Here is a 24695-nt window from a genome sequence, read left to right on the forward strand (position 1 = left end):
GGTTACGAAGGTGGGAATTCTGTAAGTAAACCGGATTTCTCACCTTTGTTGCTAAATTTGAGAAATAGTTAAAAGAAGAAAAATGGCCGAGACAAATTTTGTGGATTATGTGAAAATTCACTGTAAATCAGGTGCGGGAGGTGCCGGGTCAGCGCATTTGCGCAGAGAAAAATTCGTACCCAAAGGAGGCCCGGATGGAGGTGATGGAGGCCGAGGCGGACACATTATTTTGCAGGGAAACCAGCATATGTGGACCCTTCTTCATTTAAAATACAAGAAGCATATAAAAGCCGGAAATGGGGAATCGGGTGGAAAGCAGCGCAGTACCGGAGCCGATGGTGAAGACATTGTGCTGGAAGTGCCGCTGGGAACCATTGCCCGAGATGGAGAAACCGGTGAATTCCTCTTCGAAATTACTACGCACGGCGAAAGCCAGGTTTTGATGAAAGGAGGCCGTGGCGGACTGGGAAACGACCATTTTAAATCGGCTACCAACCAAACGCCCCGTTTTGCCCAGCCCGGCGAAGAGGGACAGGAAGGTTGGAAGATTCTGGAGTTGAAAGTGCTTGCCGACGTTGGACTGGTAGGATTTCCGAGTTCAGGAAAATCAACCTTGTTGTCGGTGGTTTCGGCTGCCAAACCCAAAATCGCTGACTATCCGTTCACCACTCTGGTTCCGAACCTTGGCATTGTGGGCCACCGCGAACAACGTTCGTTTGTAATGGCCGATATCCCCGGGATTATTGAAGGCGCACATCAGGGACGCGGGCTCGGATTGCGGTTTTTGAGGCACATCGAGCGAAATTCGATGCTCTTGTTTTTAATTCCGGCCGACAGCAAAGATCACCTGAAAGAATACCGGATCTTACTGGATGAGCTCGAGAAATATAACCCCGAATTGCTTGATAAAGAGCGTTTCCTGGGGATTAGTAAAGCGGATATGCTGGATGAAGAACTGATGAAGGAAATCAGCAGGGAATTAAAAGACATCCCACATTTGTTTTTCTCTTCGGTGTCAGGTAAAAATATCCAGGTTTTAAAAGATAAGATCTGGGATATATTAAATAGTTAATGGGGTTTTTAGATACGATATTAAACTGGGATCAGGAACTGTTTTTATACCTCAACAGTTTTCATAACGATTTCTGGGACACGATCATGTTGCTCGTAACCCGCAAGGAAACGTGGTTGCCTTTCTTTGTGGTGATTCTGTATTACATTGTCAAAAATTACCGGACAAAGGCCATTCTGATCATTATTGGGCTGGCGCTGGTGGTACTGGCTGCCGATCAGCTGTCAGGGTTGATGAAGATCGGATTTCAACGGCTGCGGCCGGTTCACGATCCGGCTATCGGGCATTTGGTTCACAATGTACTCCGCAAAGGAGGCATGTATGGCTTTGTGTCGTCGCATGCGGCCAATTCGGTGGCGATCCTGGTTTTTACATCATTGATTTTTAAACGAAGAAGTTACTCCATTTTGCTTTTTTTGTGGGCGGCGGCATTCTGTTATTCCCGCATTTATTCAGGGGTTCATTATCCTTTTGATATTTTGGGTGGAATCCTGCTCGGGTGGGGTGTTGGATGGGCTCTGTTCAGGTTGATGATGTTTGTGGAAAACCATTTTTTTTATTCAAAATCGCCCAGAATCGAGAAAACAGCGCTGCATCGCGAAGAGTCGGGCATTATCTGGCTGGTATTTGTGGTGCTGGTAGTTACTTTTTTTATTGTAACTAGCCTGCTTCATCATTTCAATTATCTATAATGATCAATAGCCATGCATTCTACCGGCAACAACAGAGTCTTTTTGAAGCAGAGTTTAAAAGTCTGACTCAAAAGATCAGGTGGTTGGCCTGGTGGCGCTTGGTGGTTTTTGTGTCGTTGTTTTTTCCATTTTATTTCCTGGGATTAAGTTGGGCAACAGGTGGTTTGACCTTGTCGCTTCTGGTTTTGTTTTCTTTCCTGATCAAAACCAGTATTCGGCTCGACAGACGCAAAAAGAAATGTGCTGTTTTAAAGCAACTGACCGAAGAAGAGCTTCTGGCGCTCGATCATTCTTTTTTGCATTTTAAAAACGGAGCTGAATTTTTGGATACCAATCATTTCTTTTCCTACGATCTCGATTTGTTTGGTGATGGTTCGCTTTATCAGTTTTTAAATCGCACTTCCACTGTTGGCGGCGCTAAAAAACTGGCATCCTGGTTTGTGAATCCTTCAAAAAATAAAAAAGAGATTGAAGACAGGCAGCAGGCGGTACGAGAACTTTCGGGAAGACGCGAGTGGCGCTTGCAGTTTTTAGCCGAAGGAAAGTTGTTTGAAGAAACAGAAGCGCTGAGCCGTGAAATTATTGGCTGGTCGGAGACTGAATTTGAGCTTAGGAATCCGGAATTAACGAAGTGGATCCTTCGGATTGTTTCGGCGCTGACATTGCTGGCTGCTGCGTTGGCGATTACGGGAGTGTCAAATTCCTATTTGGTTGTGGCAGTTTTCGTGCAATGGGCGATGGCCTATTTTTACCGGAAACGAATCACTTACTTTTTTAGTTTTTTTGGCCGGAAATCGCAGTTGTTGTCAAAATACATGAAATTGTTGGAATTGCTGGAGCAACAGGATTTTCAGTCCGCTTACCTCAGTAAACTGCAGCAAAATATTAAAAGTCCTTCAGCAGGGAAAACCTTCAGTCAGCTAAAAAAACGGGTTGGGGAGTTTGAATACCGGCAGAATCTGTTGGTTGGTTTTGTCCTGAATTCTGTTTTGTTGTGGGATATTCGTTGTGTATATGAACTCTGGAAATGGCATCAGCTTCATCATCGAAGTTTGGAGAAATGGATCGATGCGATTGCCGAGGTAGATGCGCTGATCAGCCTGGCAAATTTTGCCGACAATCATCCGGATTTCAATTATCCTGTAATGAATGGCGATGACTTTGTGTTTGACGCGACAGAGTTAGGTCATCCTTTAATTCGGCAGGGAAAAAGGATTTGCAACGACTTTGGTATTCAGGGTTGGTCAAAAGTGATGATTGTAACCGGTGCAAATATGGCCGGGAAAAGTACGTTTTTGCGAACCGTTGGAGTGAATCTTTTGTTAGCGCAGTCGGGAGCTCCGGTGTGCGCCAAAAGTATGACAGTTACACCCATCGATTTGTATACCAATATGCGAACCACCGATTCGTTGCTGAAAGACGAATCGTACTTTTTTGCCGAACTGAAACGTATCAAAGGGGTGCTCGACCGTTTGCAGAACGGTGATCGTATTTTTGTTATTCTCGATGAAATGCTGAAGGGCACCAATTCGGTGGATAAGTTAAATGGTTCGCGCGAGCTGATTCGAAAACTGGTGCAGTATCAGTCGGTTTCATTGATTGCCACCCATGATCTGAAACTAAGCGAAATGCAGAAAAATTTTCCGCAGCAAGTATTTAATAAATGTTTTGAGATCAGGATTGAGAATGACGAACTTATATTTGATTACAAACTTTCGGATGGTGTGACCCAAACAATGAACGCCACTTTTCTGATGAAAAAGATGGGGATTATTTAGTTTCGGTTTTAGTGTTTAAAGTTGTCTTTATTTGCCGGTTGCTTAAGATTCCGTCTGTGAATACTCCGGTAAAAGGGAATTTGTGTTGTCGTATTTTTCTGATATTTAAGCATTCTGGCATTAATGCATTTCCGCATTTCCTTTTCAATCCTTCAATCCTTCAGTCCTTTAGGTTCCTTTTCTTTCAGAATTCCAAGTGTTTTATAAACAGGCTGAATGTGTTTTTGCAGTTCAGGAGATTTACGCAGGTAGATCAAGGCTCCTATGATACAGCACAAGCCTCCGAAAACAAGTGTCATGGGTGTGCCGACTGCTTTGGCCAGCGAACCGGCCATCAGACTTCCGAAAGGTGCGGTACCCATAAATGCCATCGAATAGATGCTCATTACCCGGCCCCGTTTGTTGTCGTCGATAATGGTTTGTATTACCGTATTGCTTGATGCCATCACCATCATCAGTCCAATGCCGGTGATGGTCATAACGATACACGCTACCCAGAAAGTATTGGTGAGCGCCAGCAGGATGAGGCCAACTCCAAAAGCTGCAGCCGAAACGGGTATTAATTTTTCCAGTCCGGCGGCATTTTTTCGCGAAGCCAGGTAAAGTGCTCCCGACAAGGCACCCAGGCCTGAAGCTCCCATTAAAAACCCGAAAGTGTGTGATCCGCCGTGAAGAATTTCCTTGGCGTAAACGGGCATGAGTACCGAGTAGGGCATGCCCATTAAACTTACCAGGGCAAGTAACAGAATGAGAAAACGCACGGGTTTAAATCCAAATGTATATCGAAATCCTTCCTGGAACTCATGTGCTGCTTTCGTTGTCTTTTTTATTTTCGGCTTGACTTTGGTTTTCATTAAAAGGAGTGTCGTGATTACAACCGTATAGCTCAGTCCGTTGATCAGGAAACAGGTTCCTTCTCCGGCCAGCGATATGAGAACTCCAGCGATGGAAGGCCCCAGCAGCCGGGCGCCGTTTACCATCGTAGAATTCAGTGCGATGGCGTTTCCCAGGTCGTCTTTCTTTTCCACCATCTCAATCATAAACGATTGGCGCGAAGGCATATCGAAGGCATTGATCAGTCCGAGCATAATGCTGAGTGCAATAAGATGCCACACCTGAATTTGTCCGGTGTAAACCAGGGTGGCCAGCATCAGTGCCTGAATCATCGCCAGAACCTGTGTGGCGACCAGAATCTTGTAACGATTTTTACGGTCGACAATTACCCCGGCAAAGGGAGCCATCAGAAAAGTAGGAATTTGTCCGGCAAAACCCACAACACCCAAAAGAACAACCGAGTTGGTGAGGTCGTAAACCAGCCAGGGCATGGCAATCCGCTGAATCCAGGTTCCGATCAGGGAAATGCTTTGCCCGCTAAAAAACAGCCTGAAGTTTCTGTATTGCAGCGACCTGAATATGGTTCTTATGCTGTTTGAGATTTGTTTCGACCGGATGAAAGCTGTAAGTGGCATGAATTGAAATGGCTGTCTGTTTTCTTCCGGGCAAGTTAGCTAATTTGTAGCTCCGGAAATTTTTAGGAACGATACAATCGGTTTGCCTTTGTCAGATTTAGCATTTTGGATACATTTTTTTATTGTCGACAACTCACTGAAACTATGTAAATGGATTCAATTCGGGGCTTTTTTTTCAGTTGAATAAATTATCAAGAATGGTGGCTGTAATTTTTTCCGGAGCCGGTCATTCCCCATATTTTTCCTTTATTTGTGCGCATTTCAGAGGAAATCTTATTCACTATTTTTCAACTCTTCATTGTTAGTTAATGGCGGGGGTAAAAAGGCAAAAAAACAGCTTGATTTAATTATATTTGTGGCAATCCGGTGAACTCCGCAGTTATTTGAAATACAGCACTCCCCAGATAAATTTCAATAATGTCGGCGTTCAGCATCCGGAATATAAATCTGGAAATTCGATTATGAGCGCAAACTACGACGAAGGAACAATTAAAACCTTAGATTGGCAGGAGCATATCCGGAGGCGTCCGGGGATGTATATTGGGAAACTTGGCGACGGATCATCGGCCGACGACGGTATTTATGTACTGTTGAAGGAAGTGATGGATAACTCTATCGATGAGTTTATGATGGGGTTTGGGAAAAAGATCGTGGTGAATGTGGATCAGGATAAAGTTTCCATTCGTGATTATGGCCGTGGTATTCCGCTCGGAAAGCTTGTTGATGTGGTCAGTAAAATGAACACCGGAGCGAAATACGACAATAAGGTTTTTAAAAAATCAGTGGGATTGAACGGGGTGGGTATCAAAGCGGTAAATGCGCTTTCATCCGATTTTACCATCAAAGCCGTTCGTGAAGGAGTAGGCAAGGAAGTTTACTTTAGTAAAGGGATTAAGCAGGGCGAAAAAGATCTTACCGGCGTTGAGGAAGAAAATGGTACAGAAGTAACTTTTGTTCCCGATGTCAACGTGTTCAAAAAGTACCGCTACATCAGCGACTACATCGTGAACATGATGAAGAACTACACTTTCCTGAATTCGGGGCTTACCGTTGAATTTAACGGAGAACGTTTTTATTCGCGCAACGGATTACGTGACCTGTTGGAAGAGAACATGGATCATGACCCAATTTACCCAATTATACATTTAAAAGGCGAAGACATTGAGGTTGCCATAACGCATGGAAACCAATACGGGGAGGACTATTATTCATTCGTTAACGGACAGCACACGACCCAGGGGGGAACCCACTTACAGGCTTTTCGCGAGGTACTGGTAAAAACGATCAGGGATTTTTACAAGAAGGAATTTGACCCGTCTGACATTCGTGCATCGATTGTGGCGGCCATCAGTATTAAGGTTGAGGAGCCTGTATTTGAGTCGCAAACCAAAACCAAACTTGGTTCGAGAGATATTGGTCCCGACGGGCCTTCGGTAAGAGCACACGTTGGGAATTTTTTGCAAAAGGAACTGGATAACTTTTTGCATAAAAATCCGGATACCGCCGAAGTACTCCACCGGCGTATTGTTGAATCGGAAAGAGAACGTAAAGCCATTTCCGGAATCAAGAAACTGGCGAAGCAAAGAGCCAAAAAGTCGAGCCTTCACAATAAGAAATTACGCGATTGCCGGGTGCATTTCAACAGCTCGCACGAGTTAAAAGAAGCCTCGAGTATTTTTATTACCGAGGGAGACTCGGCCAGTGGCTCGATTACCAAATCGAGAGATGTAAACACGCAGGCAGTATTTAGTTTAAGAGGTAAGCCGCTGAATACTTTTGGCTTGACCAAGAAAGTAGTTTACGAAAACGAAGAGTTTAATCTTTTGCAGGCTGCGCTGAATATCGAGGACAGCATGGAAGATCTTCGTTACAACAAAGTAATTATAGCTACCGATGCCGACGTTGACGGAATGCACATTCGTTTGCTGCTGATTACTTTCTTTTTGCAGTTTTTTCCGGAGCTGATTAAAAAGGGGCATGTGTATATTTTACAAACCCCCTTGTTCAGGGTGCGCAACAAACAAAAAACCATATATTGTTATTCAGAAGCCGAAAAAGAGGCTGCCATTGATCAGTTGAAAGGAAAGCCTGAAATTACCCGCTTTAAAGGCTTGGGTGAAATCTCGCCCGACGAATTCCAGAATTTTATCGGGAAAGATATCCGTTTGGATCCGGTGCAGATGAAAAAACATGAATCGGCAGCACAGATGCTTGAATTTTACATGGGGAAAAATACCCCTGAACGGCAGGATTTTATTATTGATAACCTGTACGTAGAAAAAGACGAGGTGGCTTAAACAATGTATTTACCCGACAGGGTGGACCGCTAATTTTGAGGAGAAAGAATGTCAGAAGAGAATTTGAATCAGGAAGAAATTCAGGACGATAACGCAAAAGAAGAAATTACCTATTTGTCGGGGATGTACCGCAACTGGTTTCTCGACTATGCTTCGTATGTAATCCTTGAGCGTGCAGTGCCTTATATCAACGACGGTTTAAAACCCGTGCAGCGACGTATCTTGCATGCCATGCGCGAAATGGACGATGGGCGTTACAACAAGGTGGCCAACGTTATCGGGCAAACCATGCAGTATCACCCGCATGGTGATGCTTCCATTGGTGATGCCATTGTTCAGTTGGGGCAAAAAGAGCTTTTGATTGATACGCAGGGTAACTGGGGGAACATTCTAACCGGTGATGGAGCGGCTGCTCCCCGTTACATCGAGGCGCGATTATCGAAATTTGCCCTCGAAGTGCTGTTTAATCCGAAAACAACGGAGTGGAAACTTTCGTACGATGGTCGTAAACGCGAACCGGTGACACTGCCGGTGAAATTCCCGCTGTTGCTGGCACAGGGAGTTGAAGGTATCGCCGTTGGTCTTGCCTCCAAGTTGTTTCCGCATAACTTTAACGAACTGCTCGACGCTTCAATCGCTTATCTGAAAGGACAGGATTTTGAATTGTATCCCGATTTTCCGACAGGAGGTTCGGCCGACTTCAGTAAATACAATGATGGAGTGCGTGGCGGTACAATTAAAGTGCGGGCGAAAATTGAAAAGCAGGACAATAAAACGCTGGTCATTACCGAAATACCTTTTAGTAAAAATACCACTTCGCTGATCGAGTCGATTATAAAGGCCAACGAAAAAGGAAAGATAAAAATCAAGCGGATTGACGATAATACGGCGGCAAACGTCGAAATCCTCGTGCATTTGGCTCCCGGTGTTTCATCCGATAAAACCATCGATGCACTTTATGCTTTTACCGACTGCGAGGTTTCACTGGCGCCCAACTCCTGTATCATCGAAAACGACAGACCGTTGTTTATCGGCGTGTCTGAGATTTTAAAACGTTCGGCCGACAGTACACTCCAACTTTTAAAGCTGGAGCTCGAGATCAGAAAAAACGAGCTGGATGAACAATGGCATTCGTTGTCGCTTGAAAAAATATTTATTGAAGAGCGAATTTACAAAGACAAGAAGTTTGAAGATGCAGAAAACATGGATATGGCGGTCGCACATATCGATCAGCGTCTCGATCCCTGGAAGCCTAAGCTAAGAAGGGAAATTACGCGGGATGATATCCTGAAGCTGATGGAAATTCGCATGGCGCGTATCCTGAGATTCAATACCGACAAAGCCAACGATCAGCTGCAAGCCATTGAAGACGAGATTGCTGAAGTGCTGAATCACATTGAGAATATTGTTCCATTTACCATAAAATGGTTTCAGCATCTGAAAGATAAATACGGCAAAAACTTTCCTCGAAAAACCGAAATCAGGAGTTTTGAAAACATTGTGGCTACCAAAGTAGTAGTGAACAACGAAAAACTCTATGTGGACAGGGCTGAAGGATTTATAGGAACTTCGCTGAAAAAGGCTGAATACGTTTGCGACTGTTCCGATATCGACGATATTATTGTGTTCCATCGCGATGGCAAATATTTTATCTCTAAAGTTTCGGACAAAGCCTTTATCGGAAAGAATCCATTGTACGTGGCGGTTTTCAAAAAGAACGACAAGCGTACCATTTACAACGTAGTGTACAAAGACGGTGAGTCGGGTGTATTCTACATGAAAAGATTTTCTGTAACCGGAGTTACCCGCGATAAGGAATACAATATTACCCAGGAAACAAAGGGTTCGAGGATTGCCTATTTTTCGGCAAACCCGAACGGTGAGGCGGAAACGTTGCGTATCGTCTTAAAACCAAAACCGCGTATTAAAAAGCTGGTTTTTGAAGTCGATCTTGGTGAGTTGGCCATTAAGGGACGGCAATCGATGGGGAACATATTAACCAAATACGATGTGCATAAGATTTCGCTAAAGGAAAAAGGCGTTTCTACCCTGGGAGGTCGCAAAATATGGTTTGATCCCGATGTTTTGAGGTTGAATGCCGATGGTCGCGGAGATTATCTGGGTGAATTCTCCGGGGAGGATCAGATCCTGGTTATTTATAAAAGCGGTGATCTGCAATTGTATAACTATGATTTGAGTAATCACTTTAGCGACAATATTCTTACCATTGAGAAATTTGACCAAAGCAAAGTTCTTTCAGCTGTTTATTTTGATGCCGAACAGCAATTTTATTATGTGAAACGTTTCGAAATTGATGAACCGGAAGGCAAGCAGATTCGTTTTATCGGTGATCATCCCGACAACAAACTGGTGAGTATTACCTGGGTGCACTATCCTCGATTGGAAATCACTTTTGGCGGGAAGAATGAAGAACGTGAAAATGAAATTATCGAGGTGGCTGAGTTTATCGGAGTAAAATCGTGGAAGGCTAAAGGAAAGCGACTGTCGAATTACGAAGTGAAAGATATTACCGAGCTTGAACCGGTAATAAAGGATGAAGACGACAGGCCGGAGCCCGAAGATGCAGAGATGGAAGAAGACACCGATAATATTCCGTTTGAAGTGAACCGACCCAAAAAGGACGAAGATAATTCAAACCAGATGTCACTTTTTTAGTTATGTGTTCCAAGTTTGGAGTTCAGTATCTACTTTAAACTTTGAACTCTAAACTCTAAACTACTTTGTATGAGAATTTATTTGATCGGATATATGGGATGTGGAAAATCCACATTGGGGAGAAGGTTGGCGAAACATCTGGATGTGCAGTTTGTAGATATGGATCATTACATTGAAGAACGAAACTGCAAAACCATTCCGCAAATTTTTGAGGAAGAAGGGGAAGCAGAGTTCCGAAGCAAAGAACGAAAAGCGCTGGAAGAACTTTCTGAATTTACCGACATTGTAATTGCGACCGGTGGAGGAGCGCCTTGCTTTTTCGATAACATTGATCTCATGAATCGCACCGGGAAAACCATTTACATGAATATTAATCCCGCAATTTTGGCCGATCGTCTTTTAACGTCAAAAACCGAACGTCCGCTCATCAAAGGAAAGTCGCGCGAAGAGCTGGTGGCTTTTATCGATGAAACATTAAAAAAGCGAAACGAGTTTTATACTCAGGCTCAATACCAAATAACGGTTCCTGATGTGGAACTGGAATATATTGAAAATCTGCTCGGGATACACCCGGGAACATAGTTTTCTGCAGGTTTTCTTATTTCCCCTATTTTCTGACGATCATCAGAAATGGGAAGCAGAAAAGGAAAAGGTTCTTTTTGAAAGAGCCTTTTTTCTTGCCCTCTTTTATTGTATATTCCATCTTCGAAAAATAAATTTTTATGCCAACGGTAGCTCAGCAATTTGCACACACCCTTCGCGAAATAGGCGTGCGGTATGTATTTGGCGTTCCCAGCGGAAACATGATTGATTACATCGAGGCACTTCGCGAAGAAGACGGGATTGATTTTGTTTTGGTGGGGCACGAAGCCATTGCAGCCATCATGGCAGATATTTGCGGGCGGATCACCGGAATACCGGGGGCATGTTTTGCCACTTTCGGGCCGGGGGCTACCAATCTGAGTACCGGCGTTGGAGAAGCATTGCTCGACCGTTCGCCACTTCTTGCATTTACCGACGAGATGCCGGATCATTTGCTGAACCGTGTAGTTCAAATGAATGTCAACCACCAGCAATTGTTTTTTCCGATAACCAAACATACTACCCGCCTTTCAGCCGAAAATGTGGAAGAGGTTATTTTAAAGTCTGCCGGAATTGCCACTTCTGATGTTCCCGGTCCGGTTCACATTGGTGTGCCGGCTGGTATCGGCAGGCAGGAAGTGCACAATGTAGGGAAAGAGCTGGAATACCTTCGTGTGGAGAAAAAGCGCTGGTCGCCGCTGGTGGCTGAGCAGGTGAAAAAAGTGGAGTCGTTATTTGCAAAAAGTAAGTGCCCTGTACTTGTGGTTGGTTTATCGGCTGTTCGCAATAACGTGCAGGCCGCACTAATCAACCTGGCTGAAAAATTCAAAATGCCAGTGGTGCTTACACCCATGGCAAAAGGTATTTTTTCAGAAGATCATCCTCTTTATGCTGGGGTATTGTTTCATGCTTTGTCGGACAGTGTTGCTGAAACGTACAGCCAGGCAGATTTGGTGATTGGAGTAGGTTACGATCCGGTGGAATTTAATTATGAAGAATGGATGCCGCCCGTTCCGTTGATTCATATCGACGAAAAAGAGGCCGACGTAGATACCGGAAAGCTTCGCGAAGTGTTGAATGTAACCGGAAATATTGAGATGGCTTTGCAGGAATTGCTTAAGTTAAACGGAGTAGCTAAAAACTGGGATCTGGAGTTGTTAGCCGAACGGAAAAAGAGGATGTTTCAAAAGTTGACTCCTCCTCCCGGAAGTTTTGGTCCGCGTGCAGTTTTGCATGAACTAAGAAATATTTTGCCCGACGACGGAGTTCTTACTGTCGATGTAGGAGCTCACTTGCACCTCGCCGGTCAGCAATGGAGGACTCCTGCGCCAGGTAAGTTATTGATGACAAACGGATGGTCGGGAATGGGCTTTGCAATTCCGGCGGCAATGGCGGCCAAACTGAATTATCCCGAACTGCCTGTTGTAGCTTTGCTGGGAGATGGTGGTTTTCATATGACCGTTGGCGAACTGGCTACGGTGAGCCGCTTGGACTTAAACATCGTGTTTGTAGTGATTAACGATAGCAGCCTTTCGCTCATCAATATAAAACAGACAAATAAAGGCTACGATTCTCACTATGGTACCGACCTGAATCAAGCTTCGGGAGCACCCACCAATTATTATTTTGGCGTTCCTATTATTCAGGTGGCGGATCTCGATACCTATAAAAAAGCGCTAAAAAAAGCTCTTGACGCAAACCGACCGATGGTGATTGAAGCGGTGGTCGATCCGTCAGAATACAAAGAATTGTTACTTCGCAGGAATCGGATCTGATTTATCTGATTTTCCTTTGTTTTTAGTCCTTCTGATTAGGATTTGAAGAGATCAAAAAAAGGATTACTAAAAATGTTTTCAACTTTTAGCAATCCTTTAATCGTGTTCTAAGAAATCCTCTTTGCGCCCCTAATCTTTTTTTATAATTTTCATATTATGGATTCGGTCATTGTTGGCAATTCTTATCATATAAATCCCCTGCGGATAGGTTGAAAGATTAACTCTTGTGTCGGATGAACTAATCTGTCCCTGAGCTAACAGCTTACCGCCTATGTCGTAGATGGAATAAATATCGTTGAATCCTATTTCATCTATTTTAATGTTGACGTAATCTGTGGTAGGATTCGGGTATACTTTTAACTGGTTTTGAATCACATCTCCCATTGGCGATGGTGGAGTAGCCGCTTGTGGCAATGCTTCGTTAATGGTGATAGTGTAGTCTTCAGCCTCTCCGGAGAAGCCAGTTTCACATGGACTTACCGGAGCGCCGCCTACTTTCATAACCACTCTCATTCGCGTGGTGCCTGCTGCATCTGAAGGAATGGAGATCGTCCCGCTAACCATTCCTTTTTTATTGCTGATATCGAGCACCATTTCATTGGAATCATCAAAATCGCCATCGTTGTTATAGTCTATCCATACTTTCCAGTAATTACGAGTAGCGTTTGAGTATGGATAAAATTCTGCGATGTAATTTTCACCGGCAGTAATATTATCCATTTTTGATGCTGACAGCTGATAACTTTCGGCACCTGATTCTATGTCGGATCCTGCAAATACAATTCTTCTGATATAGTTAAGTGTACTACTTACATCTTGGGGTGAACAATAGTCTGGAATTGCGTTATCGTTCTGGGCATAAACCGTAATGTTCATGCTTTTCTGCGATGTTCCCGCGTTATTTGATGCAGTTAAGGTAACGATATATTCGCCTGGAATATTATAGGTAACAATTGGATTATTGGCAGTACTCGTGCCGGGGTTGATGCCGTAAAAATTCCACAGTAAACTGGTTGGATTGTACAGCGAAGTATTGGTAAACTGCACCGTTTCGCCCACTGCAACACTTGTACTGTTTGCTGTAAAGTCAGCAACCGGAGCCGGTTCAAATATTTTTACCGTATAATCTTCAATTTCTCCGGTGAGTTCATTACATGCTGAAGGTGCTGTTGGACTCATTGCCACCCTCATTCGTGTAGTGATGTTTATTCCTGCCTGAATGAAAATTGTTGCAGTAATTGCTGATCTCGATTTTGCTGAACTGAAAACCTTTTCGGAGTCAGAGAAAGTCATATCCTGATTGAAATCGATCCAGACTGCCCAATACTCAAATTTGCTTCGTGAGCTAAATCCGGGAGTAAGTGTTATGGTCTGGTTTGATCCACTTTCCAGGTCAAATCCAAATGATGTAAAGTCTGCATAACCGTTTGATCCGGATGTATTGGACTGTTCGTCAATTTTAACGCCGGCGATCCATTCTTCATTCGCATTTACTGTGGGAATACAATAGGATGAAATATATTCTTCGACCTGGATGTAACCGACAATTGTTTTTGTATCGGAACCGCCAGCGTTTGACGTGACTAGTGTTACGCTGTATACGCCCGGTGTAGTATAAGTAACAGAAGGATTTTGTTGGGTTGAAGTCCCCGGGGTTCCTCCTTCGAAACTCCAGCTCCAGGAGGTCGGTTCATTCGACGATAAATCAGAAAAAATTATTGTCTCGCCCTCTGTTATTGAAGTGTTTTCTACCGAGAATTCAGCCAGCGGAGCAACAACGGGTTTGGTTACTTCAATGTAGTTATAAACTGATTTTGTATCAGAACCGTCAGCATTAGTTGCTGTTAACGTTACGTTATACGTTCCTGCAGAACTATAGGTAACCATTGGGTTTTGTTGTGTTGAAGTCGCCGGAGTCCCTCCTTCGAAAGTCCAGTTCCAGCTAACAGGATTGTTACTTGTTAAATCCGTAAAGGTCACAGTTTCATCAGTCGTTACCGATGTTTTGTTTGCCGAAAAATCAGCCACAGGTAAAACAAGTGGTTTTGTTACCTGAATGTAGCTATCCACGGTTTTAGTGTCAGAACCAAAGTTATTTGCAGCGACTAGGGTAACTTTATAAGTTCCTGCAGCGCTATAGGTAATGGTTGGATTTTGTGCTGTTGACGTGCCTGGATTTCCGCCTTCGAACGTCCAGTTCCACGAGGTTGGTTCATTTGCTGATAAATCAGAAAAGGCTACGGTTTCTCCTTGCGTAATGCTGGTCATGTTTGCCGTGAAATTAGCTGCCGGAGCAACACCAGCTTCATTTACCTGAATATAATTATCTACTGTTTTTGTATTGGACCCATCTTTATTTTTAGCAACCAGTGTTACATTGTAATTACCGGCAGCGGCATAGGTAACAGAAGGATTTTGGAGAGTAGAAGTAGCCGGATTACCACCTTTAAAAGTCCAGCTCCACGAGTCTGCGTCAGATGACAGGTCGGTAAAGTTTACGGTTTCTTCAACGTCTGCCGATCTTTTATCTGCCGAAAAATCAGCGATCGGAAGAATAACCGGTTCTGTTACCACAATGTAATTATCAATGGTTTTTGTGTCCGAACCATCGGTATTACTTGCGGTTAGCGTTACTTTATAGGTTCCTGCAGTACTATAGGTAATACTTGGGTTTTGTGCTGATGATGTTGCCGGATTACCACCTTCAAATGTCCAGCTCCACGAGTTGCCGTTGGAAGACAGATTTGTAAAGATCACGCTTTCGTTTGTTGTCACCGAAGTAGTGTTAGCCGAAAAGTCAGCAATCGGAAGAATAATCGGTTTTGTTACCACAATGTAATTATCAATGGTTTTTGTGTCCGAACCATCGGTATTACTTGCGGTTAGCGTTACTTTAAAGGTTCCTGCAGCACTATAGGAAATAATTGGGTTTTGCGCTGATGATGTTGCCGGATTACCACCTTCAAATGTCCAGTTCCACGAGTTGGTGTTGGAAGACAGATCTGTAAAATTGACACTTTGGTTTGTTGTCACCGAAGTAGTGTTAGCCTTAAAATCAGCGATCGGAAGAATAACCGGCTTGCTTACCTCAATATAGTTATCTAGTACCTGAGTATTCGATCCCGCCTCATTTGTAACCGTTAATGTTACGGAATAAGTGTTGGCAGTGTAATAGGTAACCGTTGGGTTTTGCGCGGTAGATGTAGCCGGATCGCCTCCTTCAAAAATCCATTCCCATGAGGTCGGCTCGTTCGACGACAGGTCGGTGAAGGTAACGGATTCTCCTTCAACAAGCGATCTGGGATTGGCCGAAAAGTTAGCCACCGGAGCAACAATCGGTTCTGTTACTTCGATATAATTATCAATGGCTTTGGTATTCGATCCGTCGGCATTGGTTGCTGTCAGCGTTACTTTATAGCTTCCTGCAGAACCATAAGTAACGGTTGGATTTTGAGCCGTTGATGTGGCCGGAGTTCCGCCCTCAAATGTCCAGTACCAGGAAGTTGGTGTGTTGGTTGACAAATCAGTAAAAGAGACGGTTTCATCGGTTGTAACCAAGGTTTTATTTGTGGAGAAGTTCGCTACCGGAGAATTGCCGGTAGGTGTGCCGATTTGTATGGTATAATCTTCAACTTCTCCTTCTGTAAATATTTCACATGCGCTTGCACTTGCGTTACGTTTCATTGAGACCCGCATGCCTGTTTTAATGTTTAAATTAGAAGGTATAGTTGTTGTTTTTGAAACCGGATAACTGGTGATACTACTCGTATAAACGAGTTCTCCTGTGTCATCGAAGTCGAGGTCTCCGTTATAATCAATCCAAATCTTCCATTGTTCAAGATATGTCCTTCCGGAGAAACCCGGCGTTAAAGTAAATGTTACAACCGATCCAGGATCAACATTGTATGTAAAGTTCGTTAGATCCTGATAACCTGCTGTTCCTGAAGAACCTGAAGTATAAATCTGTGAACCGAGCTGTACGGATTCAATCCATTGGGCTGATGCATCTCCATGTGATTTGCAATAATCCGGAATGTATTTCTCTACCACAATATAACCGGCAACGGTCTTTACGTCTGATTTTTCCTTATTGTAAACGGTTAAGGTTACATCATATATTCCGGGAGTTTCGTATAGCACGGATGGGCTGCTGGAGGTTGATGTGGCAGGAGTTCCTCCCTCAAAAGTCCATTCTCTGGCTAAGGCGTTTGAAGATACATCTTTAAATTGAACAGACTCACCTTCGACAACTGATGTAATATCAGCCAGGAAATTAGCTACAGGTTGCCCCCCAATTACAGTACAATGTCCATAATCATCCAGCGGGCCAAGAGTGGCATCAGAATCGTCTCCGTCTGGTTCATCTGGTCCTGTGCATGTTGCGGGTTTTGGACCCATTCCCCACCAGTAATAACCATCTCCATCTTTATCTTCACAAATTACATTATAATTTTTTACCGTACTGGTGATCGGAGTCAGTACCGCATGTGTCCAGTCAAAATTATCCATGGTGGATTCGATATAGACATAACCTGAATCTCCGAAATATGATCCCCAGCTGTTTTTGAAAATCCAGACAGTTCTTCCAATCAAGGAACTCTCGGCTGTTACAATTTCCCAACTTCGATATCCATCTAAATTCTGATAATAGAAAATGTCACCTTCTTTTACCACCCGATAGCCAACAAGTACCATTGCATGCGCCCAATTGCGTTGTCCGGCGCTTAATGGGCCCATCTTTATCAACATGTCTTTTAATACATCTTCATTTTTGGGATAGGCAGTGGATCCAAAATTTACTCTGCCCCCTATTTTTATCGTTTCCTGAGGATTGCTTCCTTTCTCGCTACATGCAAGTTCACTTTGAGCATAAGGGAATGTTGCCTCATCAACGATACCTTTAGTTGCAATATAATCGAGTGCATATGACGGGTACCCGCCGCCGCAATCACCTGCCCCACTGCACGAAAGAAGGTCTTGTTCTGACAGGTCGAGGTTAATTTGCTGGTTATAAAAAAGATTTACCATAGCCTCTGTAGCTCCCGTTGCTGCAAATGCCCAACACGAACCACAAGTTCCCTGGTTAGTAACCGGAGTGATCCAGTTTTTCCCATGCCGGTCGCGCCAGTCCCATTTGTCAACATAAGGACTTTCTGTTGCGGTAGTAGCTGACTTTAAAGTGCCATCAGTTGTAGTTCCTGAATCTGTGCTGCCTGCTGTAATCACTCCGCCTGAGTAATATTCAAATCCTGCAGGGAAAGTGCTTTGTCCGTACAGCTTTTTTCTATCACCAAAACTTAACTCCGAAACACTGGTTTCTCCTGCAAGCCAGTGTTGTCCTTTCATTTTTAAGTTATTGTTGATTTTATTGATTTTGACCTTATTCTGACCTTTTTTCTTTTCCTTTTTTAGGTTTTCGATGCTAAGGCCCGGGTCAATACCCGCTGAGTAGCTTATACTTTGTAACTGCAACTGAGCATTTTTTATCTCAATTTGAATGGAGCGTGGTGAGACTCCATCCAGGATACTTGTTTCCTCACAAATATTTTCGATAGTAAAAGAAGTTGACGCGTCCAGTAAGAGATTATAACTTTCGTAAATCAAATATTCGTTATAGTTACTGTCGGTCAATATCATTCTCACCAGCGAGTTGTCGCCATTCAGCTCAATGGTAGCCGTGGCATCAAGCCCGTAAATTATCTCTCCGTTTTGTCCAAACGGAAATATTTCGGATGAGCCGGAAAAGCTTTGATTGATACTAACGGATTGAGAATTTTTTCCTTCCTTTTTGAAATTGTCGTCTGAATTTTGTCCAAACGAAGCCCAGCTGATTAATACAATCAGCAGTGCAAAAAGCCCTGATTTTTTCATAGCATACCTTTGAAAGTGATTAAATGGTCCTGCTTTTTTTGATCTGTTTGTTGTAAAAACAAACAGTGGGTTTGTAAAACTTCAAATACCCCTAATCAAATTCCTTTCACAACTTAATAAAAATTAATACCTCAATAATTTAAATCTCTAATTAATCAAGAGTTGCATGGATAAAATAGAAAGATCGTCCATTAGCAAATTATGATTGTTGTCTAACAGGTTTGCAGGACTAAAGTAGATGCTTGTTAATTGTAATCCAAGTGTTTTTTTAAACAGGGAGATGCCTTGTCTCGCAAAATCTTGTTTATAAGTGGGTGAAATAGCAGTGTTTGCTGCTGTTTGGATACTCAGATAAAAAATAATAAAAGCCAAAAAAAAAGTTCCATAATCAACTGATAAACAGAGCAGTGGTAAACAGAGGCTTTTTTATGTAAAGAGATTTTGTGGCACGAAATGAAGAATGCAGGATGATTGTTTGCCGGATTCTTTTGCTCTTTGAGCAAGAGTGGAACCCAAAATCAGCGCCGCTTACTGTTTTTGATGGTGGAACTGATATCGGAAAAATACATTTGAGTTCTCTTGAGTCACAGACACAGGGATTTAATGTTGAATGAAATGGAGTTTGTCCGGTATCCCGGGTTAGATTTTCTCTTAGAATTTTAAGCTGCCCGAAATTGAACAGATTTGTCGAAATTTGCACGTCGGATACCAAATGATTGTGTAATAAAATACCCTTATTGTGGGTGATGACATCGTTTATCCATAGCCATTTATTGACCGGATTTACGTATTTCCCGATATTCATATCCGTAAAAATCCGTATTGAATTGCGTCGTATATTGTTGTAACTTGTCTATCCACTGAGAACGAGAATCCCTTTCTCAAGACTAACCTGTGGAGAAGCTTTTTACATGTGACTGATTTGCTGGTAAGGTAAATATTATCTTATTGGAGATACCAAAGGAAAGCATGAAAATATTGTTGTATTGAAATGAAAATTTCGATCAATGATACAATGTTCACTCTTAATTGTTTAGCCATGTGTAAAGTTGCCATATTAGATAAGTTTGTTTTGTTTGCTGCAGGAATCCAGTCGATACTGGATAAATCAGAAGGGTGCGAGGTAATTGTTCAGGCTGTAGATTGCAACGATCTCTTTAAACAATTAAAAAACGGGGCGCCCGATGTAATCATATTTGACGTGATACACGGAGAGAATTCGGGGATGAAGCAGATAAAAAAAATCAGGCGGGCGTACTCCGAAATTCCCGTTTTATTGATATTAAGTCAGAATTATTCCGATTGTTTTGAAGAATATATCAGGTTGGGCGTGAAGGGATTTGTTTTTAACGACGCGACGGGAGATGACCTGGTTAAAGCCATTAAAAGGCTACATGCCGGTGGCGAATTTTTCAGAAAAAAGGTGTGGGATATTTTTAAGACTTCTCTTCAAAAGCGGAAATACAGCAAGAAAAAAGTAGAAAACCTTACCGAAAGGGAAGTGGCGGTACTGAAGCTGTTTTCCAGTGGATTGACATACAAGGAAATAGGGGCGAGGTTAAGTATCAGCCCGCGAACCGTTGAATCGCACAAAAGGAATATACTTTCGAAATTGAAAATTAACTCTACAGCAGATATGGTACGGTATGCATTTCACCACAATATTTTGTCATAAGTTCTTAAAAAATACTTTTTGGTATGATTAAAAATATGCTTCAATAAATCAGTATAAAACCCGATTGACTTCCTTTTTATGCTGCCGTAACTTTTCACTCATGAAAACTGATAAAAATAAGGACTTAAATCTGTTCCCCTTAGATTAATTCCTAAAACCAATTTATACTTTATAGGCACTTGTTTTTTAGATGACCTGATAATGATTAGAGCACATCAGAAACTTTAAATTATCAGATTATGAGAAACAATTACTTCGAACTTACGGATGACACGCGTTTGTTATTCGTCGGGCAAAAAAAGTTATGGTTCCGATATTGGCGTCATTTGCTTTTTTTGCCATTTTTTTTGGTCCTGTTTAGTTTGAATAACCCGGTTTATTCACAGCTAATAAACACAGAAACTACTGTGAGGGCCGACTTTGGTATTGATGGCGATGTCTGGGCTGATATTTTATCTTTTTATCCGACACCACCACCGATAAATCCAATAGGTACCGATGACTGGTTTTCAGCACTACCTGATGGGAATACTGCAACCGGCGCGGGGGTAATCGATATCACTTCTGCTGCTGCCGTGGCTGAAATAGCCAAAATATCCGGCGGACAGAATGTCGGTATTGAACTGCGAATGTCGGCGCCTGTTTACACGGCACCCGATGGCAACGGTACCTGGGTTGACGCTGCATATCTTCGCGACCAGAACATTGCCGGGGGAAATCAGGACATGACTGTATTCGATCAAAGTATTAACAAAAACTTTGATGACCCAAGATCCTGGGGCTTCAAAGAAGGTGATGTACCTGCGAAAACCGACATTATTGATGTTTATGGTCATATTCGCAGACTACCCCTTGCCCCACCAGCTGATGACGAGTATGCCATTTTTGGCGCCTCCACAGCCGATGCTGACGGAAGTAACCACCTTGATTTTGAATACTTCCGAAAAAGGGTAGACTTTGTCGATAACCACATTGTTTATGAGGATGAAAACGACGGAGGCGATTGCGGACACACGGCCTATAGTTTTTTTCCGGATGGAAGTGTGGAAATACATGGCGATGTGATACTTTCTGTCGATTATGTTAATGGAGGTGTAAATGCCAATATTAGCATGTATGCGTGGATCGATAAAAGAGATTTTCCTACGGATGCTGACCTTGATGCATTCAATTTATTACCGGGGAGGCCATTCGAATTTGTAATTGCAAACGATGCGTTTTATGCATGTACCAATTCTTTCGACGACGATCCTGATGATGATAATTTTGGATATCAATTGATTCAGTTAAGGAGTGATTTGCAGGATGAAGCTGTGCACACGCAGTTAAACGATGCGGGACAGGTAGCGGCACCACCCTGGGGTACAATTAATTCAAAAGGAAATGTTGTAACTCAATATCCGACAAATACTTTGGTTGAGTTTGCGATAAATGCAACCGCATTGGGTTTCGATACTCGGTCGGGTGCCGATCCTTGTATCTCAACTTTGGGAAGTGTGATTGTGAAATCCCGTTCATCTGCATCTTTGCCATCATCTTTGAAAGATATGGGTGGACCATTTGACTTGGGAGATAAACCACAACTGGAAGTATTTCTTGAAGGAGGAGCAGCCTGTGAAGGTGATCCGCCAGTCGTGCTGACTGCTGACCTGGGGAATTCTCCGGCAGAAAATCCGCCGTCTGTAGATTATGAGTATACCTGGTACAAAGAAGGACCAGCAGATGTTTGGACTGTAGTTGGCACTGATTCTCCAACCTATCCCGTTCCAACAAATGTTGTTGGCGATTTTAGCTTCAAGGTAAGTGTTAAAGCGATAAATGGAGGTATAGAAGGTTGTATTAAGACTAGTGAACCTGCTATGGTTACCATTCATGCAACACCTGATTTAATGGTAAAAGATTTGGAAGCTTGTGAAGTAGGAAATACAGGTGAAGCCAGCTTTAATTTATATGATGCCGTAACCAGTGATGGAGGAGGCGTATTAAGTTATCACATGACTCAGCAGAATGCGATCGATAGCGCAAGTGCAATTGATCCGTCCGTTGTGGTAGCTGTTGGAAGTTCTGAATATTGGATTCGCAGTTCGAATCCTGGAGACGGCGATCTTGATTGTTTCGACTATGAAATGGTTACTATAACGGTATACGACAATCCTGTAGCCGATCTGGATGCCGACGATGAATGCGAGGATGGTCAGGGCAATGCAATTGTTGATTTTGATGCTTCAGGAAGTACAGCCGGAACCAACGGCATGCCAATCGCCACTTATGGATGGGATTGGGACAACAACGGAAGTATCGATGAAACGACGGTAAGCGCCATGGCTTCGCACAGTTTTGCAGTAGGAACGCATACGGTAGGTGTAACTGTAACCGATGAGTTTGGCTGCTATAACAGTACCACCACTCAGTTTACAGTTTACGACAATCCGGTAGCTGATCTGGATGCTGACGATGAATGCGAGGATGGTCTGGGCAATGCAGTAGTTGATTTTGATGCTTCGGGAAGTACAGCCGGAACCAACGGCATGCCAATCGCCACTTATGGATGGGATTGGGACAACAACGGAAGTATCGATGAAACGACGGTAAGCGCAATGGCTTCGCACAGTTTTGCAGTAGGAACGCATACGGTAGGCGTAACTGTAACCGATGAGTTTGGCTGCTATAACAGTACCACCACTCAGTTTACAGTTTACGACAATCCGGTAGCTGATCTGGATGCTGACGATGAATGCGAGGATGGTCTGGGCAATGCAGTAGTTGATTTTGATGCTTCGGGAAGTACAGCCGGAACCAACGGCATGCCAATCGCCACTTATGGATGGGATTGGGACAATAACGGCAGCATCGATGAAACGACAGCATCCGCAATGGCTTCCCACAGTTTTGCAGTAGGAACGCATACGGTAGGCGTAACTGTAACCGATGAGTTTGGCTGCTATAACAGTACCACCACCCAGTTTACAGTATACGACAATCCTTTAGCTGATCTGGATGCTGACGATGAATGCGAGGATGGTCTGGGCAATGCAGTAGTTGATTTTGATGCTTCAGGAAGTACTGCCGGAACCAACGGCATGCCAATCGCCACTTATGGATGGGATTGGGACAACAACGGAAGTATCGATGAAACGACCGTAAGTGCCATGGCTTCCCACAGTTTTGCAGTAGGAACGCATACGGTAGGTGTAACTGTAACCGATGAGTTTGGCTGCTACAACAGTACCACCACTCAGTTTACAGTATACGACAATCCGGTAGCTGATCTGGATGCCGACGATGAATGCGAGGATGGTCTGGGCAATGCAGTAGTTGATTTTGATGCTTCTGGAAGTACTGCCGGAACCAATGGCATGCCAATCGCCACTTATGGATGGGATTGGGACAATAACGGCAGCATCGATGAAACGACAGCATCCGCAATGGCTTCCCACAGTTTTGCAGTAGGAACGCATACGGTAGGCGTAACTGTAACCGATGAGTTTGGCTGTTACAACAGTACCACCACCCAGTTTACAGTATACGACAATCCGGTAGCTGATCTGGATGCAGACGATGAATGCGAGGATGGTCTGGGCAATGCAGTTGTTGATTTTGATGCTTCAGGAAGTACAGCCGGAACCAACGGCATGCCAATCGCCACTTATGGATGGGATTGGGACAACAACGGAAGTATCGATGAAACGACCGTAAGCGCAATGGCTTCCCACAGTTTTGCAGTAGGAACGCATACGGTAGGCGTAACTGTAACCGATGAGTTTGGCTGCTATAACAGTACGACCACCCAGTTTACTATATACGACAATCCGGTAGCAGATCTGGATGCCGATGATGAATGCGAGGATGGTCTGGGCAATGCAGTAGTTGATTTTGATGCTTCAGGAAGTACCGCCGGAACCAACGGCACGCCAATCGCCACTTATGGATGGGATTGGGACAATAACGGCAGCATCGATGAAACGACAGTAAGCGCCATGGCTTCCCACAGTTTTGCAGTCGGAACGCATACGGTAGGTGTAACCGTAACCGATGAGTTTGGCTGCTACAACAGTACGACCACCCAGTTTACTGTATACGACAATCCTGTAGCTGATCTGGATGCTGACGATGAATGCGAGGATGGTCTGGGCAATGCAGTAGTTGATTTTGATGCTTCAGGAAGTACGGCCGGAACCAACGGCATGCCAATCGCCACTTATGGATGGGATTGGGACAATAACGGAAGTATCGATGAAACGACCGTAAGCGCCATGGCTTCGCACAGTTTTGCAGTAGGAACGCATACGGTAGGCGTAACCGTAACCGATGAGTTTGGCTGCTACAACAGTACGACCACCCAGTTTACTGTATACGACAATCCGGTAGCTGACCTGGATGCCGACGATGAATGCGAGGATGGTCTGGGCAATGCAGTAGTTGATTTTGATGCTTCTGGAAGTACAGCCGGAACCAACGGCATGCCAATCGCCACTTATGGATGGGATTGGGACAACAACGGAAGTATCGATGAAACGACCGTAAGCGCAATGGCTTCCCACAGTTTTGCAGTAGGAACGCATACGGTAGGCGTAACCGTAACCGATGAGTTTGGCTGCTACAACAGTACGACCACCCAGTTTACAGTATACGACAACCCGGTAGCTGATCTGGATGCCGACGATGAATGCGAGGATGGTCTGGGCAATGCAGTTGTTGATTTTGATGCTTCAGGAAGTACAGCCGGAACCAACGGCATGCCAATCGCCACTTATGGATGGGATTGGGACAACAACGGAAGTATCGATGAAACGACCGTAAGCGCCATG

General features: G+C 43.7%; 11 protein-coding genes. 9 read left to right on the plus strand and 2 right to left on the minus strand.

Going from position 1 to position 24695, the window contains the following annotated elements:
* The first annotated feature begins 82 nt into the window (after nucleotides 1-82).
* From obgE to MR764_RS01185, 3 genes are read left to right on the plus strand one after another with little or no spacing between them, the layout of a single operon-like run.
* Nucleotides 83-1072 (plus strand): GTPase ObgE, encoded by a 990-nt coding sequence (gene obgE, locus MR764_RS01175; RefSeq protein ID WP_247977551.1) that lies wholly within the window; start codon nucleotides 83-85, stop codon nucleotides 1070-1072.
* A complete protein-coding gene (locus MR764_RS01180; protein WP_247977552.1) occupies nucleotides 1072-1764 on the plus strand; it encodes a phosphatase PAP2 family protein in 693 nt (230 codons plus the stop codon). Before obgE ends, MR764_RS01180 begins: the two co-directional genes overlap by 1 nt.
* The gene (locus MR764_RS01185) at nucleotides 1764-3542 is read left to right on the plus strand and encodes a hypothetical protein (protein WP_247977553.1); all 1779 of its coding nucleotides are present in this window, start codon (nucleotides 1764-1766) and stop codon (nucleotides 3540-3542) included. The genes MR764_RS01180 and MR764_RS01185 overlap by 1 nt, the downstream gene beginning before the upstream one ends.
* 152 nt (nucleotides 3543-3694) lie before the next feature.
* On the opposite strand, the gene MR764_RS01190 is transcribed toward MR764_RS01185, so the two are convergent.
* Nucleotides 3695-5011, minus strand: a complete 1317-nt coding sequence (locus MR764_RS01190) for an MFS transporter (RefSeq protein ID WP_247977554.1) — start codon at nucleotides 5009-5011, stop codon at nucleotides 3695-3697.
* A gap of 461 nt (nucleotides 5012-5472) precedes the next feature.
* On the opposite strand from MR764_RS01190, the gene MR764_RS01195 reads away from it, so the two are divergent.
* The 4 genes from MR764_RS01195 to MR764_RS01210 all read left to right on the plus strand — a co-directional run bounded on the left by MR764_RS01195 (nucleotide 5473) and on the right by MR764_RS01210 (nucleotide 12341).
* Complete coding sequence (locus tag MR764_RS01195; RefSeq protein WP_247977555.1) at nucleotides 5473-7308, plus strand: DNA topoisomerase IV subunit B; 1836 nt, start codon at nucleotides 5473-5475, stop codon at nucleotides 7306-7308.
* Nucleotides 7309-7356: 48 nt separating this feature from the next.
* Nucleotides 7357-9984, plus strand: coding sequence for a DNA gyrase/topoisomerase IV subunit A (locus tag MR764_RS01200; RefSeq protein WP_247977556.1), 2628 nt, complete (start codon nucleotides 7357-7359; stop codon nucleotides 9982-9984).
* 69 nt (nucleotides 9985-10053) lie between these two features.
* Nucleotides 10054-10566, plus strand: coding sequence for a shikimate kinase (locus MR764_RS01205; protein WP_247977557.1), 513 nt, complete (start codon nucleotides 10054-10056; stop codon nucleotides 10564-10566).
* Nucleotides 10567-10706: 140 nt separating this feature from the next.
* A complete protein-coding gene (locus MR764_RS01210; protein ID WP_247977558.1) occupies nucleotides 10707-12341 on the plus strand; it encodes a thiamine pyrophosphate-binding protein in 1635 nt (544 codons plus the stop codon).
* A gap of 129 nt (nucleotides 12342-12470) precedes the next feature.
* Here the strand turns inward: MR764_RS01210 and MR764_RS01215 are convergent, their stop codons facing one another.
* Complete coding sequence (locus MR764_RS01215) at nucleotides 12471-18212, minus strand: PKD domain-containing protein (RefSeq protein WP_247977559.1); 5742 nt, start codon at nucleotides 18210-18212, stop codon at nucleotides 12471-12473.
* 1039 nt (nucleotides 18213-19251) lie between these two features.
* Between MR764_RS01215 and MR764_RS01220 the strand changes: the two genes are divergently transcribed.
* Entirely contained in the window at nucleotides 19252-19887 is a 636-nt protein-coding gene (locus MR764_RS01220; protein ID WP_247977560.1) for a response regulator transcription factor, read from the plus strand.
* Nucleotides 19888-20294: 407 nt separating this feature from the next.
* The coding region (locus tag MR764_RS01225; protein ID WP_247977561.1) for a hypothetical protein at nucleotides 20295-24695 on the plus strand (4401 nt) is incomplete at its 3' end.

It is taken from the genome of Maribellus sp. YY47, assembly GCF_023111095.1.
In the GTDB taxonomy this organism is placed as follows: Bacteria; Bacteroidota; Bacteroidia; order Bacteroidales; family Prolixibacteraceae; genus Draconibacterium.

Excerpts from the sequence above, each read along its gene's own strand:
- MR764_RS01185 (WP_247977553.1), top strand. The coding sequence starts at position 1,764 with ATGATCAATAGCCATGCATTCTACCGGCAACAACAGAGTCTTTTTGAA.
- MR764_RS01180 (WP_247977552.1), top strand. The coding sequence starts at position 1,072 with ATGGGGTTTTTAGATACGATATTAAACTGGGATCAGGAACTGTTTTTA.
- obgE (WP_247977551.1), top strand. The coding sequence starts at position 83 with ATGGCCGAGACAAATTTTGTGGATTATGTGAAAATTCACTGTAAATCA.
- MR764_RS01190 (WP_247977554.1), bottom strand. The coding sequence starts at position 5,011 with ATGCCACTTACAGCTTTCATCCGGTCGAAACAAATCTCAAACAGCATA.
- MR764_RS01215 (WP_247977559.1), bottom strand. The coding sequence starts at position 18,212 with ATGAAAAAATCAGGGCTTTTTGCACTGCTGATTGTATTAATCAGCTGG.
- MR764_RS01200 (WP_247977556.1), top strand. The coding sequence starts at position 7,357 with ATGTCAGAAGAGAATTTGAATCAGGAAGAAATTCAGGACGATAACGCA.
- MR764_RS01205 (WP_247977557.1), top strand. The coding sequence starts at position 10,054 with ATGAGAATTTATTTGATCGGATATATGGGATGTGGAAAATCCACATTG.
- MR764_RS01195 (WP_247977555.1), top strand. The coding sequence starts at position 5,473 with ATGAGCGCAAACTACGACGAAGGAACAATTAAAACCTTAGATTGGCAG.
- MR764_RS01210 (WP_247977558.1), top strand. The coding sequence starts at position 10,707 with ATGCCAACGGTAGCTCAGCAATTTGCACACACCCTTCGCGAAATAGGC.
- MR764_RS01220 (WP_247977560.1), top strand. The coding sequence starts at position 19,252 with ATGTGTAAAGTTGCCATATTAGATAAGTTTGTTTTGTTTGCTGCAGGA.